Genomic DNA, 15,539 nt, shown 5'->3' with positions numbered 1-15,539 from the left:
GTTACGCCTTCGCGTTGCGCTCTTGCATCTGTTCTTACGTCCGCTTCTGCGGACTGAAAATGCTGACGCCCTCATCGGGCAGCGCAAGTCCCGCGACCGAGCCGATGGGCCATTGCTGCATGGCGCCCAGGCCCGCACTGCGCACCGTGACGACCTGACGGGCCGTCATCGGAATGTCCACGTCTATGAACGTATTGATGTGATCGCCCTGGTAGACGTGATTGATCACCGTGCCACTCAACACCGATTCGGCATGCAGATGCTCAAGCTTGATGTGCTCCGGGCGCACGTACACGTCCAGCCTTTCCCCATCGTGCGATGCGTCGGCCAGGCGGGCATGCGGGAAGCTGATGAGCCCCGAGCCCAGGCGCAGTTGCACATCCGTTGCCGTCTGGCCGTGATAATGAGCCGGCAGGATGTTCACGTCGCCCAGGAAGGACGCCACGAACGGGTCTTGCGGGTTCTGATACAGATCGGCCGGCGATGCGATCTGCCGAATGGTGCCGTTCGACATCACTGCGATCCGGTCGGACATGGCCAGCGCCTCGCCCTGGTCGTGGGTGACGAATACCGTGGTCAGGCGCAAGCGGCGCTGGATTTCCCGGATCTCTACCTGCATGGAGCCGCGCAGGTTCTTGTCCAGGGCCGAGAAGGGCTCGTCCAGCAGCAGTACCTTGGGCTGGATCACCAGCGCCCGCGCCAGCGCCACGCGCTGCTGCTGCCCTCCCGAAAGTTCGCGCGGCTTGCGGTGCCCGAGGCCGTCCAGCTTCACCAGGTCCATCACCTGCTTCACGCGCTGTGCGATTTCGTCCTTGCCCACGCCCCGCATGCGCAGGCCATAGCCGATATTGCGCTCGACGGTCATGTGGGGAAAGAGCGCGTAGTTCTGGAAGACGATGCCGATCTGCCGCTTGTGCGGCGGCTCGCAGGTCACCGGCTGGCCATCGATGAAAATCTCGCCGGTGTCGGCTTCCGCAAAGCCGGCGATGAGGTTGAGGAGCGTCGTCTTGCCGCAGCCGGACGGGCCCAGCAGGGTGAGGAATTCCCCGCGTCGTATCTTCAGCGAGAGCTCGTGCAGCACGGTGTGGTCGTGATACTTCTTGACCACCTTTTCCAGGCTGACTGCGGTATCGGGCTGTGCGTGGGGTTGCTGTGCGGCAGGCTCGGAGTTGGCTACGTTCATAGGTGTACAGAGATTGAGGAGTATGCCGTGCTCCAGGCTTGGGCCCAATGACATCGAGGCCGAGCTGGTACTGGCAAGCAGGATAAGTCAAACAGCCAGTATCGGGACTTTGCCGAAACTGATGCGGTCCCTCGGAAAAAACGAAATGTCCGTTTTCAGGCGCAGGCGGCGCGGATGCGATGGCCGGGAACGCCTTGTGGTGCACGGGTGCGGGGGGCAGTGCGGAACCCTTCGGCCCGCGCTTTACTTTTTCCTAAGTGCTGAGTTTGAAAAACGTGATTTTCAAACGAGGTGGGCTTCATCAAACTGGCCAACGTCGATGAGCGATGTCTCCAGGGCCAGTACGCCTTGCCGTCGAAGCTTCCGTGCCGGGGCGACTGACCGGGGCGATCATTCTTAGGAAATTCAAATGTCAGTGGAAAAAATCAACACCGTGGTGGTCGGTGCTGGCCAGGCGGGCATCGCGATGAGCGAGCATCTCGCGCACATGGGTGTGCAGCATGTCGTGCTGGAACGCAGCCGAATCGCAGAACGCTGGCGCTCGGAACGTTGGGATTCTCTGGTCGCGAATGGACCGGCCTGGCATGACCGTTTTCCCGGGATGAAATTCGAGGGCATCTCGCCGGAGGCCTTTCCGTCGAAAGAGCGCATGGCGCAGTATTTCGAGAGCTATGCCGCCATGCTGAAGGCGCCGGTCCGTACCGGCGTGGAAGTCAGGCAGGTGGAACGGCATCAAGGGCGTCCCGGATTCAGGGTGACGACTTCCGACGGCATCATCGAGGCAGACAACGTGGTTGCCGCAACCGGCCCGTTCCAGAAGCCAGCCTATCCGAAGATCGTGCCTGAGAGCGAAAAAATCCGGCAGCTGCATTCCTCGGCCTACAAGAATCCGGGCCAGTTGGCGGAAGGCGGGGTGCTCGTGGTGGGCGCGGGCGCTTCCGGCTCACAGATCGCCGAAGAGCTGCGCCAGGCCGGCAAGACGGTTTATCTCTCGGTCGGCGAGCATTACCGCCCGCCGCGCGCGTACCGTGGCCGTGACTACTGCTGGTGGCTGGGCGCCCTCGGCCTGTGGGATGAAGTGAGGATCCGGCCCAAGAAGGCGCACGTCGCTTTCGCCGTGAGCGGCTATGAAGGCGGCAAGACCGTCGATTTCCGGCGCCTGGCGCACGCGGGCATCAACCTGGTCGGCCTGACCCAATCCTACAAGGATGGCGTCATGACATTCGAGCCAGGCCTGCCCGAGAACATCGCCGAAGGCGACCGCGCCTACTTCGACGTGCTGCGCGAAGCGGATGCCTATATCGAAGAGAATGGCCTGCCGTTTCCGCCGGAACCTGACGCCTGGGAGCTGCTGCCGGACCCGGAGTGCCTTAAGCACCCGATCCTCAGCCTCGACCTGGCTGAAGCCGGCATCACCACGATCCTCTGGGCGACCGGTTTCAAGTTTGATTTCAACTGGCTGAACGTGAAGAATGCCTTCGACGAGAAGGGCGATCCGTTCCACAAGCGCGGCATCTCCGCGGAAAGCGGCATCTATTTCCTGGGCCTGCCGAATCTGGTCAACCGGGCGTCGTCCTTCATCTATGGTGTCTGGCACGATGCGAAATACATCGCTGACCATATCGTGCTCCAGAACGGATATATGACGTATGAGCGGTCTTGAGCCTGTTCCTGAGGCTGCACGGTGACCTGTCATTGGTAACGAGGTTGCACGCACGAGCTGCCGGATCGGGCGATCCGGCAGCTTTTTGTTTTTTTCAAGGGAGTTCCCATGGCCGAGATGACGTGCATTGAAGACCTGCGCAGCCTGGCGAAAAAGCGCGTGCCGCGCATGTTCTATGACTATGTCGACGGCGGTTCGTGGACCGAATATACCTACCGTGCCAACGAGGCGGATTTTCAGCGTATCGAATTCCGCCAGCGCGTGGCGGTGGACATTACCGAGCGCAGCACCGCCAGCACCATGGTGGGCCAGCCGGTCAGCATGCCGGTGGCGATCGCGCCCACCGGGCTGACCGGCATGCAGCACGCCGATGGAGAAATCCTGGCCGCGCGCGCGGCGAAGCGGCACGGCATCCCGTTCACCTTGTCCACCATGAGCATCTGCCCGATCGAGGCGGTGGCGGAAGCGACCGGGCGCCATCCGTTCTGGTTCCAGCTGTACGTGCTGCGCGACCGGACCTTTGTCGAAAGCCTGATCGACCGTGCCAGGAATGCCAATTGTTCGGCGCTCGTGGTCACGATGGACCTGCAGGTCTTCGGCCAGCGGCACAAGGACAAGAAGAACGGTCTGTCCACGCCGCCCAAGCCGACCCTGCGCAACCTTGTGAACATGGCGAGCAAGCCGCGCTGGTGCATCGGCATGCTGGGTACCAGACACCGTCAGTTCGGCAATATCGTCGGGCATGCCAGGGGCGTCGACAAGATCGGGTCGCTGGTGGAGTGGACTCAGGAGCAGTTCGATCCGCGCCTGTCCTGGCAGGATGTTGAATGGATCAAGAAGCGGTGGGATGGGAAGCTGATCGTCAAGGGCATCCAGGACCCAGAGGATGCGCGGCTGGCGGTGGCAAGCGGCGCCGATGCCATCATCGTGTCGAACCATGGCGGGCGCCAGCTGGACGGCGCAGCGTCATCGATCTCCACCTTGCCGCGCATCGTGGAAGTGGTCGGGGATCGGGTGGAAGTCCATATGGATGGCGGCATCCGCTCGGGCCAGGATGTGCTCAAGGCGATCGCGCTCGGGGCGCGTGGCACGTATATCGGCCGCGCCATGATGTATGGCCTGGGCGCCCTCGGCGAGCAAGGCGTGACCACGGCCTTGAACATCATTCAGAACGAGCTCGATCTCTCCATGGCGTTTTGCGGCAAGACGGATATCCAGTCGGTCGACCGCAGCATCCTGCTGACTTCATTTTGATAGCGTCTATGAGGCGTCCGGGCCGAAGCTGGCCAGGACGCCAGGCTTATCGACAGAGAAATTCGACGAGGCCGGCCAGCATGCGGTCGCAGGCTTCGATCTGCGCCAGCTCCACATACTCGTCGGCCTTATGTGCGACTTCAATGCTCCCGGGCCCGCAGATCAGCACTGGCGTTTGATTCCAGCTCTGCTGGAACAATCCACCCTCGCTGCCATAGTCCACCCTGGCGCATGGGGTGCCCGCGGGGAGCAGCGAGGCGAGCAGGCCGACAGCAGGCGAATCCTCGCGGGTGTTCAGGCTGGGATAGCTGTTCGTCATCTGGATGTCTGGCAACGGCGCCGCAGGATCCAGCGCCTCTTTTTTGACGCGCTCGGCCAGGCGTTCCAGGACGCGCTTCAGGATCTGCTCGGGTTTATCTTCCGAGACGTTGCGAATCTCGAAGCTGACTTCGCATTCGCTGGGCACGATGTTCAAGGCGCGGCCGCCGTGGATGACGCCGGCGTGGACCGTGCTGTAGGGCACGCCGTAGCCCTCCTCGCGCGGGCCGCTTTGCGCCAGTTCACGCTGCACGTCTCGCAGGGATGCGACGAGGTCGCTGGCCATGTGGATGGCGTTGAAGAACCTGGGCGCCAGGCCTGAGTGGCCGGCCTGGCCGCAGCAGACCGCCCGGTAGGCAGCCTTGCCCTTGTGACCGGTGCCGATCCGCATCAGGGTCGGCTCGCCGACAATGCACAGGTAGGGTGCGGGGAGGCTGTTCTCCAGGCGGCGCAGCAGGTGGCGCACACCTACGCAGCCGATTTCCTCATCGAAGGACAGCGCCAGCTGCAAGGGGCGCCGGAGCGGCTGCCGGGCGGCCGCCACCATGGCGGTGACGGCGCAGGCCACGAAGCCTTTCATGTCGGCTGTGCCGCGTCCGTAGATGCGGCCATCCCGGTGCGTTGCCTCAAACGGGGGTGAAGTCCAGGGCTGGCCTTCCACCGGCACCACATCGGTATGGCCGGAGAGCAGGACGCCCGGAACGCCCACCGGACCGACCGTCGCAAACAGATTGGAGCGGCTGGGGTCTTGCGGGTCGGGCGCGAGCATCGATTCGATGCCGGCTTCCGCCAGGATGTCCTGGACCTTGTGGATGAGCGCGATGTTTGGCGTCAGGGAAACCGATGCGAAAGAAACGAGCGTTTCCAGGAGAGAGGCGCTTGCGGAGGAGGCTTGATTTTCCATCTCTGGCCCTTCTTGAGGGGGCATTGCCGAAACACGGCATGACCGATGCGGCTGGCGCTTCAGGACGCCGATTTCAGCGGCGCTGCTATATGGGGATCGAAGAAACTTGGAGCGCTCATTCCGGGGATGTATTGGTCGGAGATATAAGCGCGGCAGCGTTCCATGAAGATTCTCGTCAATCTTGACTGTTTCATCGGCTTGTAAGTCGCCAGGCCGAGCAGCATGGGCCGATGGGTACCGGCAAGGCGGACCCGCACCATGCGCTTTCCATCGAGCGATTGATCGGATTTGGGGCGCACATTGAAGAGTGCGTAGCCAATGCCGTTGGCGACCATGGACCGGACCACTTCCGTGGACTGCGAACGCGCCGCGATGTTCGGCGTCACGCCGGCCTTTTCAAACAGGGAGGTGAAATAGTCCCGGCTCATCGGCATATCGAGCAGGACGTAGGGTTCGGGCGCCAGCTCTTCGAAGGAGACGACTTTCTGCTGCGCCAGCGGATGGACCTCGCTCACCAGGACATAGGGCGGCATCGTCGCCAGGCTCTCGAACTGGATGTCGTCCTCAAGGTGCAGGTCGTAGGTGATCGCCACGTCGATCTCAAGCGCATGGAGCTTGTTCATCAAGACTTCCTGATCGCCTTCGACCATCTGCAGCTCGATTTTCTTGAACGCGCGCGAAAAGCCGAAGATGACCTCGGGCGCAATCATTGCCGTGAGCGACTGGAAGCTTCCCACCCGCAAGGTGCCCTGGATGACGTCGCTCGAATCGGAGGCGATTTCATAGAGTCGGGACGACCGTCCGAGCATATCTTCGCAGTGATGCAGGACCAGCTTGCCGATGGTGGTCAGGCCAATGCCCTTGGAAGAATGGCGCACGAACAGCTGCACGCCCAGTTCGGCCTCGATATGGGCGATCGCTGCGGAGATCGAGGGAGAGGAGATATGGATTTGCGTCGACGCAGCGGCAATGCTGCCATGCTTCGCCGTTGCGACGAAATACTCCATCTGGCGCAGGGAAATGCGATTGAGCATGTCGAGATCAGGAAAAGGGGAACGATCCAGTGTACTGGAGAAGGTTTGCCCTTTCGAGTGCCGGCTGCCTGACCGGCGCTGTCACGCTTCATTCGATGCGTCGGACTGGTCACAGGTTTCCGGGAACGCCAAAGCTGGGCGCCGCGCGGGGATCGAGCGCTCGCTTGACATAGTCCTTCAGTTGCGGCGCGTAAACCTGCCAGGCGGCATGGAGGGCCTCGACCGGGTCGTTTTCTACCCAGTCCAGGCGCAGATCCACGACAGGCCAGTTCTGCGCATCGTACACCAGCAGGCCTGCCGAGTGCACCGGACCTTCCTCGCCGCCGGCGGCCTGGCCGGCGAGCATGGCCTGCATCAGCCGTTCCGCGAGCGCGCCTTCGGTCTGCTCGAAGGCCGACAGCATGGCCTGGGGCACTTCACGCGTCGCCAGCATGTTGCCCGCGCATGCGGCATGGGTGCCGACCACGCTTGCCAGGGTGCCGAGCGCCTTGGCACCCGTGAAAACCACTGGCGGGTTGTGCGCGTCGATGGCCATGAGCTGGCGATACTCGATATGGGGGCGCTTCTGCAGTTCCGCGAGGGCGCGTTCCGGCGTCAGGCCGCTGGCCATCAGGTCCAGGGCGAGGAGCCCCAGATCCGGGTCGGTAATGTTCTGGCTCGCGGCTGCGCCGACCCCTTTGCGGCCGCGGATGCAGCGCGAGGCAACCGCCGGTGACGAGGACGCCACGGCGGCGCCGAACTGGCCGGTGGCCGGGCACCGTGCAATGATGGAAAAGGTCATGGCAGCTCAGTCGGGGATGACAGCGGTGGCGTCGATCTCTACCAGCCACTCGGGGCGGGCCAGGGCCGATACGACGATGCCGGTCGAGACCGGGAAGACACCCTTCAGCCAGCGGCCCACGACGCGATACACCGCCTCGCGGTAGCGAGGGTCGATGATGTAGATCGTGATCTTGCAGATGTCCTCGAGCTCGCCGCCGGCTTCCTTGAGCAGCATCGCGATATTGGCCATGGCCTGCTCCGCCTGTCCGGCGACGTCCCCGATGCACACGCTCTCCGAGGTGTCGAGGTTCTGGCCGATCTGCCCTCGCAGAAAAACGGTACGGCCTCGCGCGACAACGGCCTGGCAAAGGTCGTTGTCCAGATTCTGTTCCGGGTAGGTGACTTTGGTGTTGAAGGTGCGGATGCGGGTATGCTTCATGGTCGATTCGGATCGATTCGGCAGGTGGCGGGAGATTGGGGGCGATGCACCCGACTGCATGGTCATGTGCAGCCGCTGTCGGCGCCATTTGTATTTTCCTGCCGGCCGTTTAGGAATTTCCGAATACCACCGAACCTCACACGACCGCTAACCTGCTCCAGACGGCGGAACCATCCACAACCCCATCGGGAAATGTGAGGCACCCCTACGAAAAAGCCGACTTGGCCGCCTGGTACGACTTTCACATCATAGGCTCCGTAATTCGAAGTCATTGCGTCAACGTCGTTGCGTCAGCAACGCGTCGCTGCTTGTGATTGCATTTCGCGGTGGCACGTTCAAGCGTATTTCCAGTTCTATCAGATGTTTATCTTTTCGATTGGGGGTTAGTAAATGACGATTCGCAAGCTTTTGGCACTTTGCGCGCTCTCCGCCACGCTTGGCAGTACGGCGGCATGGGCCCAGGAAGCCTTGGTGGTGAGCACCTGGGGCGGCAGTTTCCGCGACCTCATCGATGAAAGCATCGGCAAGGAATTCACGCGGCAAACCGGCGTGCCGGTCAAGTACATCACCGGCGGCACCATCGACCGCCTGAACAAGGCGAAGCTTGCCTCCAAGCCCGAGAGCGACGTTACCTTCACGACTTCCCACGTCGGCTGGCTCTACGCCAACGGCAATCTCTTTGAAAAGCTGGATACGAGCAAGATTCCGAATTACAAGCATCTTGTCGATCGCGCCAGGATCAGCCCGTATCACATCGGCAGCTGGGCCTATGTCTATACCATCGGTTATCGCGCCGACCTGGTGCCGCCCAGCGTCAAGTTCGAGAGCTGGAACGACCTGTGGAGCCCGGCCCTGAAAGGCAAGATTGGCGTGCCTGACTTCGATCCGAGCCATGTGGTCGCGGTTTCCGCCATGCTGTCGGGTGGCGATGCGCAAAGCTGGGAAAAGGGGCAGGACAAGCTCAAGGCGCTCAAGCCCAACTTCAAGGCGTTCTATACCAATGACGCCAATGCGCAGCAGCTGATCGCCACCGGCGAAACGCCCGTGCAGGTCATCCTGTCGATCAACGCCTATCACATGATCAGCCAGGGTGTTCCCGTCAAGTTGGTCACGCCCAAGGAAGGCGCTGTGCTCGGCATCGATACCATGGCCATCACGAAGGGCTCCACCAAGGCCGATCTGGCTTACAAGTTCATGAACATCGCCTTGTCCCCGGAAGTCCAGTCGAAGATCGTGGCCTTGAAGAAGGCCAGCCCCGTCGTCGACGACGCCAGGGTTTCGCCTGAAGACGCCAAGCTGCCCGGCGTGTTCACGACGAAGGAGCAGTGGGACAAGGCCATCCTCGTGGACCACAAGCTGCGCGCCGAGAAGACTGCGGAATGGCGCAAGTGGTTCACTGAAAACGTCATGAACTGAGCCCGCTAGCAAGAGTGTGGAGGGAGGGTCGCCGCGGCAATGCACCGCGCCGATCCTCCCTCGCCGATTGAGCATCTGGAATAAGGTTTAAGAATGCGCCCCGATTCACGAGCCTGGTTGGTCTCCCCGGCAGTACTTGTCGCGCTGTGCATCGCAGTATCGTTGATTGCGGTCCTGCAGTTCAGCTTCCGGGCGTATGTGCCCGGCTCCCTGGATGTCGGCGGATTCACGTTCGCCAACTTCAGCGACCTGACCAAGTCGATTTATCTCGACGCGTTCTCCAACACCTTGTGGCTGAGCGTGGAGACGACCGTGTTTTCGCTGCTGGTTGCGTACCCGCTGGCCTATGCCCTGGTGCGCGTCAGGAGTCGGGCGCTCAAGTCCTTCATCCTCGTGGTGTCCATCACGCCCCTGTTTCTGGGGGAAATCGTGCGGACCTACTCCTGGATCGCCGTCCTGGGCAGCAATGGCTTCATCAATGGCGCGCTGCGAAAGCTCGGCCTGATCGACTGGCCACTGGAACTCATGTTCACACACCTGGGCGTGCTGGTCGCGCTGGTGCACGTGACGATTCCCGTCGTGGTCCTGATGCTTGCCACGGCAATTTCGCATATCGACCGCGACTACGAAAAAGCCGCCCAGAGCCTGGGTGCCGGCCCGGTCAGGACCTTCCTCACGGTCACGCTGCCGCTTTCGATGCCGGGTATTCTGGCTGGCATCACAACTGCGTTCGCCTGGACCTTCAGCGCCTTTGCGACGCCTCAGATGATAGGCGGAGGCCGCGTGCCGACGGTTTCGACACTGGTGTACCAGCTTGGCTTCGCTTCCATGAACTTCCCGCTGGCGGCCAGCCTGAGTGTGATGGGCTTGCTGCTGACGGCCGCAGCGCTCTTTTCCCTGGGGCTGTTCACCAAGCGACTGAAAGTCGTTGGAGGACACTAAGAAATGAGAATCAAAAGCGCTTTGCCTTTGCCGCTGCGTGTCGCGGGCCCGCTGCTCGTCGCCATCCTGCTTGCATTCGTGCTGCTGCCGGTCGTGGTGGTGACGATCGCCGCCTTCAACGAAAAGGCGATCATCACTTTCCCGCCTGAATCCTATTCGCTGACATGGTTTGCACGCGTCTTCAGTTATCCGGATTTTCGAGATGGATTCCGCGCCAGCCTGGTCATCACCGGATGGTCCTCGTTGATTGCGCTGGTGATCGGGACCTGCCTGTCGATTGCCGTCAAACGGCTGGAATTCCCCGGCAAGCAGACGCTGCTGGCCATCCTGCATTCCCCGCTCGTGGTGCCGCACTTCACGCTGGGGCTGGGCCTGCTCATCTTGGTATCACAGGCCTCCATACACCGCTCATATGGCGTCGTCATCCTGTGTCACGTGATGCTGGTGCTGCCGTTCGTGCTGAAGAGCGTCTATGTTTCCATGGAAAACCTGGACGCAAGGCTGGAACAGGCGGCAGCAAGCCTCGGTGCGTCGCCGCTGAAGGTGCTTTTCACGATTACGATTCCGCTGCTCGCGCCGGGGCTGTTTGGCGGCTGGTTGTTTGCGGCAATCATGTCGTTCAGTGAATTCACCGCATCGCTTTTCGTCACCACGCAAGACACGCAGACGCTGCCCGTTTCCATGTACAACTATGTCCGGGAGTTTGCCGATCCGACGCTGGCCGCGCTGTCAGTTGTCTATATAGCCGTGACGGCTAGCGTGCTTGCCTTTGCAAACTATTTCCTGGGCCTGGGGAAAATCCTCAATATCGAGGAAGGGCATTGACCGGCATGCGCTGCTGAAAGCCGCGCCAATGGCGGGCTGCCTCAGCGCGTGGCGGCGCCGCGGCACTCACTGCCACACAGGGGCGGCGTAGTCGGCAAAGCCCCCCTTTATGAGAACCTGTCTTGATGGCCACGTCCATGACGACGCTTCTGCTATTGCACGACGCCGCCGGCCGGATTTTCGTGGGCTAATGGATATGGTTCTGGCGCCTGCGGTGGCCTTGGCCGGCTCTTCACCCAAAGCCCAAACTCCCGCATCACCTCCACAACAGGCGCAAGGCGCGCGCCATCCTCTGTCAGTTCGTACTGCACCGTAACAGGAACAGTCGGAAACGCTGTTCTCTTCACCAGGCCGACTTCCTGAAGTGCTTTCAGGTCCAGGGTGAGCATGCGCTGCGAAATGTCTGGCATCTCTCTTCGCAGTTCGTTGAAACGCTTCGGCCCTTCGAGTAAGTACGAGGCGATCAGCAGCCGCCACCGGCCGCCCAGCAGGCGCATTGCTTCCTCTACCGAACATCCCGACACAGCCGTCTTCATGGAAGCCTCTCAGTCATAGGTATAAAAAATGTACCTACACCACATTTTAGTGCCTTCTTCCCTTTCTATACCATCTTCAGCATCATTCGATCCATCAGCAAGGCACGCCGCTTTGCGATGACCTTTAGGGATATGAAATGAAGCTGTACTACATTCCGGGTGCTTGCTCGCTGTCGCCCCACATCGTGTTCAATGAATTGGGGCTGGACGTAACCCTCGCGAAGGTGGACTACAAAACTCACGAAACTGAAGACGGTCGCGATTTTTTCGAACTCAGTCCTTTTGGCTACGTCCCACTCCTTGAACTCGACGACGGCACGCGGCTGTGCGAGGGGCCGGCCATTGTTCAGTATCTGGCAGATATGAAACCCGAGTCGAACTTGGCCCCGGCGAACGGGACCATCGACCGCTATCGTCTGCAGGAGTGGTTGAGCTTCCTGACTTCCGAGATCCATAAGGGCTTCATTCCGCTGCTCTATGCGAGGCTGGCGGGCAAGTACGGCGTCGAGACTGCGAAGCCGAAGTTGGAAAAGCGTTACGCCTGGCTTAACGAGAAACTCGCCGGCCGCGACTATCTGATGGGTGACACCTACACTGTCGCCGACGCCTACCTTTATTCCCTAACCCAATGGGGCCAAGCCGAGTGGCTTGAGTCGGTCTACAAGACCGACATCCACTTCGACGGCCTGGAGAATCTCAGGACCTGGTATCTCCGTATGCGGGAGCGGCCGGCTGTGCGCAAGTCCCTGGATACCGAAGGCCTCAGGTAAGGCTTCGGTTCACCTAAGAAGCCGCGTTCACGAGGCCAATGGCGGCTATGCGTTGCAGATTCCACCGGTCGATGCAACACACTAAAGGCTTTGCGAGCCTGAGGGGTGCTGCAAATGAAACAAAGACGGCGGATCTACTACACCGAGACTCAAAAGGCACTGATGTGGGAGCGGTGGCGCAAAGGTGACACGCTTGCGCAGATTGCCCGACTGTTCGATCGCTACCACTCCTCCATACAAGGGATTCTCGCCAAGACTGGCGGAATACAGCCAGCGCAACGACACCGCTCCAGGCTGGCCTTGACGCTTGCCGAACGAGAGGAGATTTCGCGCGCAGTAGTCGCCGGCCACTCCATCCGATCCGTAGCAGCCCGCCTGGGGCGTGCTCCTTCTACTATCAGCCGCGAGGTCCGGCGAAATGGGGGCAGACAGGGCTATCTGGCGAACCAGGCCGACGAGCTCACATGGGAGCGCGCGCGGCGCCCAAAGGCATGTAAGCTCGTCAAGAATCGGACACTTGCCCAGGTGGTGGCAAGCAAGCTTCGATTGCAGTGGTCGCCAGAGCAGATTGCGGGTTGGCTCAAGCACGTGTACGCGGTCAACAGGGACTATCAGGTGTCGCACGAAACCATCTATCGGAGCCTCTACATCCAGGCCCGTGGCGCGCTGAAAAGGGAGTTGCTGGAACACCTACGGCGTTCTCGAGCCATGCGTAGATCGCGCCAACACACACTGAAGACCGACAACCGTACGAACATCCGAGATGCCGTATCGATCAGTGAACGCCCTGCCACGGCAGAGGATCGCGCGATACCTGGGCACTGGGAAGGCGATCTGCTGTTCGGCAGCGCCAACAGTCAGATTGCAACACTCGTCGAACGCCAGACCCGGTTTGTGATGCTGGTGAAGATTGCCAGCAAGGACTCTGAGGCTGTAGTCAACGCCCTGATCAAGCACGCTGGCAAGCTACCGCAGGAATTGTACAAATCGCTGACGTGGGATCGCGGCACAGAGATGGCTGGCCACAAGCGCTTCACTGTCGCGACCGATATCAAGGTCTATTTCTGCGATCCTCAGAATCCCTGGCAGCGCGGCACGAACGAAAACACGAACGGGCTCTTGAGACAGTACCTCCCGAAAGGAACCGATCTCTCGGTCTATTCACAAGCCAAGCTCAATGCCATCGCCAGGCGGCTCAACGAACGCCCGCGCAAGACACTAAACTTCGATACACCGGCTGAACGATTCCATCAAGCTGTTGCGTTGACCGGTTGAATCTGCGGTTGGTAGCTGCCTAAATCAGCCGCGCCGTCTCCGCTCGCGCCCGTGCGTATTCCCCAGCCAGCACATCAACCAGCGCTGGCGCTGGTCGAACTGTGGGGCTTCGGGAATTCGTTCATCGGCTTCCTGGTCGACGCGACGCTCAGTTCGGCCCGATGCCACGCGACAACACCTCGTGCGCCCATGTCACCGCCGCGCGCGCCGGCGCCTGGCCGGTCGACTCCACGCGTTGCGCCAGCCTGAGCACCCGTTCGCGGATGCCTGCCACTTCGTCGCGCAGGTCCGAGTCGTCGACACCGCCGAGGTATTCCCGGGCGCAACTCACGATGCCGCCGGCATTGATGAGGAAGTCGGGCGCATAGAAGATCCCGCGCTGGTGCAGGATGTCACCTTCGGCGAGCGAAGCGAGTTGATTGTTTGCCCCGCCGGCGATGGCCCGGAAACGGCAGCTTTCGGCCACGGCCGGGGTGATGACGGCACCCAGCGCGCAAGGCGCGAATACATCGGCGTCGACGGCCGTGATGGCTTCCGGCGATACGACGCGGGCGCCAAACTGCTGTTGCGCCTGCGTCGTGCGGCCGGCGTCGATATCGGCCACGGTCAGGGTGGCGCCCGCTTCATGGAGACGGCGGCAAAGCTCCCAGCCCACCGAACCCAGTCCCTGGACGGCCACGGACAAGCCGGCGAGCGACTTGCGGTCCAGGCGATACAGCGCCGCCGCCTCGATGCCGACGAACACGCCGTATGCCGTCCACGGCGAGGGATTGCCGCCGAAGCCGCCGTCGCGCGGCATGCCGCTGACGTAGCGGGTCTCGGCCTGAACGGCACGCATGTCGTCCACCGTCGTGCCGACATCCTCGGCCGTAATATAGCTGCCTTGCAGCGACTCGATCATGCGGCCGAAGGCGCGGAAGAGTTGCTTGCGGTCGGTCTGCGCCGGGGAACGCAGGATCACCGCCTTGCCGCCACCGAACGGCAGCCCGGCGAGGGCGTTCTTGTAGGCCATGCCCTGTGACAGGCGCAGCGCATCGGACAGCGCGTCGGCTTCGGCGGGATAGGCCCAGTACCGGCAGCCGCCGAATGCGGGGCCCAGTCTGGTGTTGTAGATGGCGATGATGGCCTGCAGGCCGGATTCCGGATCGGTGGCGAGCGTTACGCGCTCGTGGGACAGGCCTTCGCCGGTGCCGAAAAGGCGGACAGCGGCCGCCGCGTGGGTACGGTCGTTCAACTTCTTCTCCATGACGTGGGGAATGCAAAGCTGTAGCTCTGCCTTCCTTGACACACCGCCTGGGTTGCAGTGCGGTGCGGCGTTGATGGGGCCTGGAGCCCCAATCCCGTTCGGCTGCGGGCGATCTTGTCGCGCCGGCGCCGGGTTGGCATCTTACCCAGTTTCTCGGTGCGGGCGGGGCTAGGGTTTTCGCTTACCCCAAGGTCGGCCTCCACATCCGCTTACCGTGTCTCGGGACTCTTACGGCTGGCACCGCGTGCTACCTGGCCACCGTGCAGCACCGCGTTGCGGCGCGCGTACAGGAAGTAGATCGACAGGCCGATCCCCAGCCAAATCAGGAAGCGATCCAGGTCAGCGCTTGAAGGTGCGCCATCAGAAACAGGCAGAAGCCCACCGATAGCAGCGGAACCACCGGCACGCCGGGACAGCGGAAAGCTCTCGGCAGCTCCGGACGGGTCCGGCGCAGCACCAGCACCGCGATCGAGATCAGCGTGAAGGCGGAGAGCGTGCCGATATTGATCAACTCGGCCAGCACATTGAGCGGCATGAATGCGGCGATCATCGCGAACACGATGCCGACGGTCCAGGTGGCGAAATACGGCGTGGCGACGCGCTCAAGTTCGAGAAGTCGCCGCACCCCCGCAAGCCCTGCGTCCGGGCGCGCCTGGTCATCTTCCTTGATCAGGCGGACCGGCTGTCCGCCGAGCTTGCCGCCGCCTTGCTCAACGGCAAGCAGAAAGCCATCGTATTGGTCGCGCCCGACATCGGCCGACGGCCCCGAAAGGGTGGCAAGAATGCCGACCTTCACTTCAGCACTGGCCAGCGCCGGCGCGAGCAGCGCCAGCGCGGCGGCGATTGCCACGCATTTCTGTTTCATGTCTCCTCCGTCGAATTGTCATTGCCCGTCAGGCACTCTATGTGGTGCCCGTGCGGACGCGAGCCTGAACGGCTCCCCATGTCAGGCGGCGAACGCCGCCCGTGGTA

The 15,539-nt window shown here is 61.8% G+C and carries 14 protein-coding genes and 2 pseudogenes; 7 read left to right on the top strand and 9 right to left on the bottom strand.

The features are described 5' to 3' along the window. Nucleotides 1–34: 34 nt before the first annotated feature. A complete protein-coding gene (locus I6H87_RS21045) occupies nt 35–1,183 on the bottom strand; it encodes an ABC transporter ATP-binding protein (RefSeq protein ID WP_011616614.1) in 1,149 nt (382 codons plus the stop codon). Between the two features lie 409 nt (nt 1,184–1,592). Between I6H87_RS21045 and I6H87_RS21040 the strand changes: the two genes are divergently transcribed. Then, nucleotides 1,593–2,846, top strand: coding sequence for a flavin-containing monooxygenase (locus I6H87_RS21040; protein WP_011616613.1), 1,254 nt, complete (start codon nt 1,593–1,595; stop codon nt 2,844–2,846). A 108-nt stretch (nt 2,847–2,954) separates the two neighbouring features. Further along, nucleotides 2,955–4,100, top strand: a complete 1,146-nt coding sequence (locus I6H87_RS21035; protein ID WP_011616612.1) for an alpha-hydroxy acid oxidase — start codon at nt 2,955–2,957, stop codon at nt 4,098–4,100. Nucleotides 4,101–4,146: 46 nt separating this feature from the next. Here I6H87_RS21035 and argE read toward each other — a convergent pair whose 3' ends face one another. The 4 genes from argE to I6H87_RS21015 all read right to left on the bottom strand — a co-directional run bounded on the left by argE (nt 4,147) and on the right by I6H87_RS21015 (nt 7,557). Continuing rightward, nucleotides 4,147–5,322: an acetylornithine deacetylase gene (gene argE, locus I6H87_RS21030; protein WP_011616611.1), complete on the bottom strand. Its 1,176-nt coding sequence runs from the start codon at nt 5,320–5,322 to the stop codon at nt 4,147–4,149. A 59-nt stretch (nt 5,323–5,381) separates the two neighbouring features. After that, a complete protein-coding gene (locus tag I6H87_RS21025) occupies nt 5,382–6,356 on the bottom strand; it encodes a LysR family transcriptional regulator (RefSeq protein ID WP_010812546.1) in 975 nt (324 codons plus the stop codon). Nucleotides 6,357–6,465: 109 nt separating this feature from the next. Then, a complete protein-coding gene (locus I6H87_RS21020) occupies nt 6,466–7,137 on the bottom strand; it encodes a DUF1028 domain-containing protein (RefSeq protein WP_011616610.1) in 672 nt (223 codons plus the stop codon). Nucleotides 7,138–7,143: 6 nt separating this feature from the next. Continuing rightward, nucleotides 7,144–7,557: a RidA family protein gene (locus tag I6H87_RS21015; protein ID WP_010812548.1), complete on the bottom strand. Its 414-nt coding sequence runs from the start codon at nt 7,555–7,557 to the stop codon at nt 7,144–7,146. Between the two features lie 390 nt (nt 7,558–7,947). Here I6H87_RS21015 and I6H87_RS21010 point away from each other — a divergent pair, with 390 nt between their 5' ends. The 3 genes from I6H87_RS21010 (at nt 7,948) to I6H87_RS21000 (ending at nt 10,740) form a co-directional block, all read left to right on the top strand. Next, nucleotides 7,948–8,973 (top strand): ABC transporter substrate-binding protein, encoded by a 1,026-nt coding sequence (locus I6H87_RS21010; RefSeq protein ID WP_011616608.1) that lies wholly within the window; start codon nt 7,948–7,950, stop codon nt 8,971–8,973. 93 nt (nt 8,974–9,066) lie between these two features. Then, nucleotides 9,067–9,915 (top strand): ABC transporter permease, encoded by an 849-nt coding sequence (locus tag I6H87_RS21005; RefSeq protein ID WP_011616607.1) that lies wholly within the window; start codon nt 9,067–9,069, stop codon nt 9,913–9,915. Nucleotides 9,916–9,918: 3 nt separating this feature from the next. Next, nucleotides 9,919–10,740 (top strand): ABC transporter permease, encoded by an 822-nt coding sequence (locus I6H87_RS21000; RefSeq protein WP_011616606.1) that lies wholly within the window; start codon nt 9,919–9,921, stop codon nt 10,738–10,740. 152 nt (nt 10,741–10,892) lie between these two features. Here the strand turns inward: I6H87_RS21000 and I6H87_RS20995 are convergent, their stop codons facing one another. Continuing rightward, nucleotides 10,893–11,276 (bottom strand): winged helix-turn-helix transcriptional regulator, encoded by a 384-nt coding sequence (locus I6H87_RS20995; protein ID WP_011616605.1) that lies wholly within the window; start codon nt 11,274–11,276, stop codon nt 10,893–10,895. A gap of 137 nt (nt 11,277–11,413) precedes the next feature. Here I6H87_RS20995 and gstA point away from each other — a divergent pair, with 137 nt between their 5' ends. Beyond that, a complete protein-coding gene (gene gstA, locus I6H87_RS20990; protein WP_011616604.1) occupies nt 11,414–12,046 on the top strand; it encodes a glutathione transferase GstA in 633 nt (210 codons plus the stop codon). Between the two features lie 114 nt (nt 12,047–12,160). Then, the gene (locus tag I6H87_RS20985; RefSeq protein WP_041687973.1) at nt 12,161–13,321 is read left to right on the top strand and encodes an IS30 family transposase; all 1,161 of its coding nucleotides are present in this window, start codon (nt 12,161–12,163) and stop codon (nt 13,319–13,321) included. A 148-nt stretch (nt 13,322–13,469) separates the two neighbouring features. On the opposite strand, the gene I6H87_RS20980 is transcribed toward I6H87_RS20985, so the two are convergent. From I6H87_RS20980 to I6H87_RS20970, 3 genes and pseudogenes are all read right to left on the bottom strand, one after another. Further along, nucleotides 13,470–14,567, bottom strand: a complete 1,098-nt coding sequence (locus I6H87_RS20980; protein ID WP_011616602.1) for a Leu/Phe/Val dehydrogenase — start codon at nt 14,565–14,567, stop codon at nt 13,470–13,472. A gap of 209 nt (nt 14,568–14,776) precedes the next feature. Continuing rightward, a pseudogene (locus tag I6H87_RS20975) lies at nt 14,777–15,162 on the bottom strand (amino acid permease C-terminal domain-containing protein); the annotation flags it as partial. A 57-nt stretch (nt 15,163–15,219) separates the two neighbouring features. Then, nucleotides 15,220–15,432: pseudogene (locus I6H87_RS20970) on the bottom strand (ABC transporter substrate-binding protein); the annotation flags it as partial. Between the last annotated feature and the right edge of the window lie 107 nt (nt 15,433–15,539).

It is taken from the genome of Cupriavidus necator (assembly GCF_016127575.1).
Lineage (GTDB): Bacteria > Pseudomonadota > Gammaproteobacteria > Burkholderiales > Burkholderiaceae > Cupriavidus > Cupriavidus necator_D.
The sequence above is the reverse complement of the archived record's forward strand: the minus strand, read 5'-3'. Positions and strand labels throughout refer to the sequence as shown.

Coding starts and splice junctions, on each gene's coding strand:
- I6H87_RS21045 (WP_011616614.1), bottom strand. CDS start 1,183: ATGAACGTAGCCAACTCCGAGCCTGCCGCACAGCAACCCCACGCACAG.
- I6H87_RS21040 (WP_011616613.1), top strand. CDS start 1,593: ATGTCAGTGGAAAAAATCAACACCGTGGTGGTCGGTGCTGGCCAGGCG.
- I6H87_RS21035 (WP_011616612.1), top strand. CDS start 2,955: ATGGCCGAGATGACGTGCATTGAAGACCTGCGCAGCCTGGCGAAAAAG.
- argE (WP_011616611.1), bottom strand. CDS start 5,322: ATGGAAAATCAAGCCTCCTCCGCAAGCGCCTCTCTCCTGGAAACGCTC.
- I6H87_RS21025 (WP_010812546.1), bottom strand. CDS start 6,356: ATGCTCAATCGCATTTCCCTGCGCCAGATGGAGTATTTCGTCGCAACG.
- I6H87_RS21020 (WP_011616610.1), bottom strand. CDS start 7,137: ATGACCTTTTCCATCATTGCACGGTGCCCGGCCACCGGCCAGTTCGGC.
- I6H87_RS21015 (WP_010812548.1), bottom strand. CDS start 7,557: ATGAAGCATACCCGCATCCGCACCTTCAACACCAAAGTCACCTACCCG.
- I6H87_RS21010 (WP_011616608.1), top strand. CDS start 7,948: ATGACGATTCGCAAGCTTTTGGCACTTTGCGCGCTCTCCGCCACGCTT.
- I6H87_RS21005 (WP_011616607.1), top strand. CDS start 9,067: ATGCGCCCCGATTCACGAGCCTGGTTGGTCTCCCCGGCAGTACTTGTC.
- I6H87_RS21000 (WP_011616606.1), top strand. CDS start 9,919: ATGAGAATCAAAAGCGCTTTGCCTTTGCCGCTGCGTGTCGCGGGCCCG.
- I6H87_RS20995 (WP_011616605.1), bottom strand. CDS start 11,276: ATGAAGACGGCTGTGTCGGGATGTTCGGTAGAGGAAGCAATGCGCCTG.
- gstA (WP_011616604.1), top strand. CDS start 11,414: ATGAAGCTGTACTACATTCCGGGTGCTTGCTCGCTGTCGCCCCACATC.
- I6H87_RS20985 (WP_041687973.1), top strand. CDS start 12,161: ATGAAACAAAGACGGCGGATCTACTACACCGAGACTCAAAAGGCACTG.
- I6H87_RS20980 (WP_011616602.1), bottom strand. CDS start 14,567: ATGGAGAAGAAGTTGAACGACCGTACCCACGCGGCGGCCGCTGTCCGC.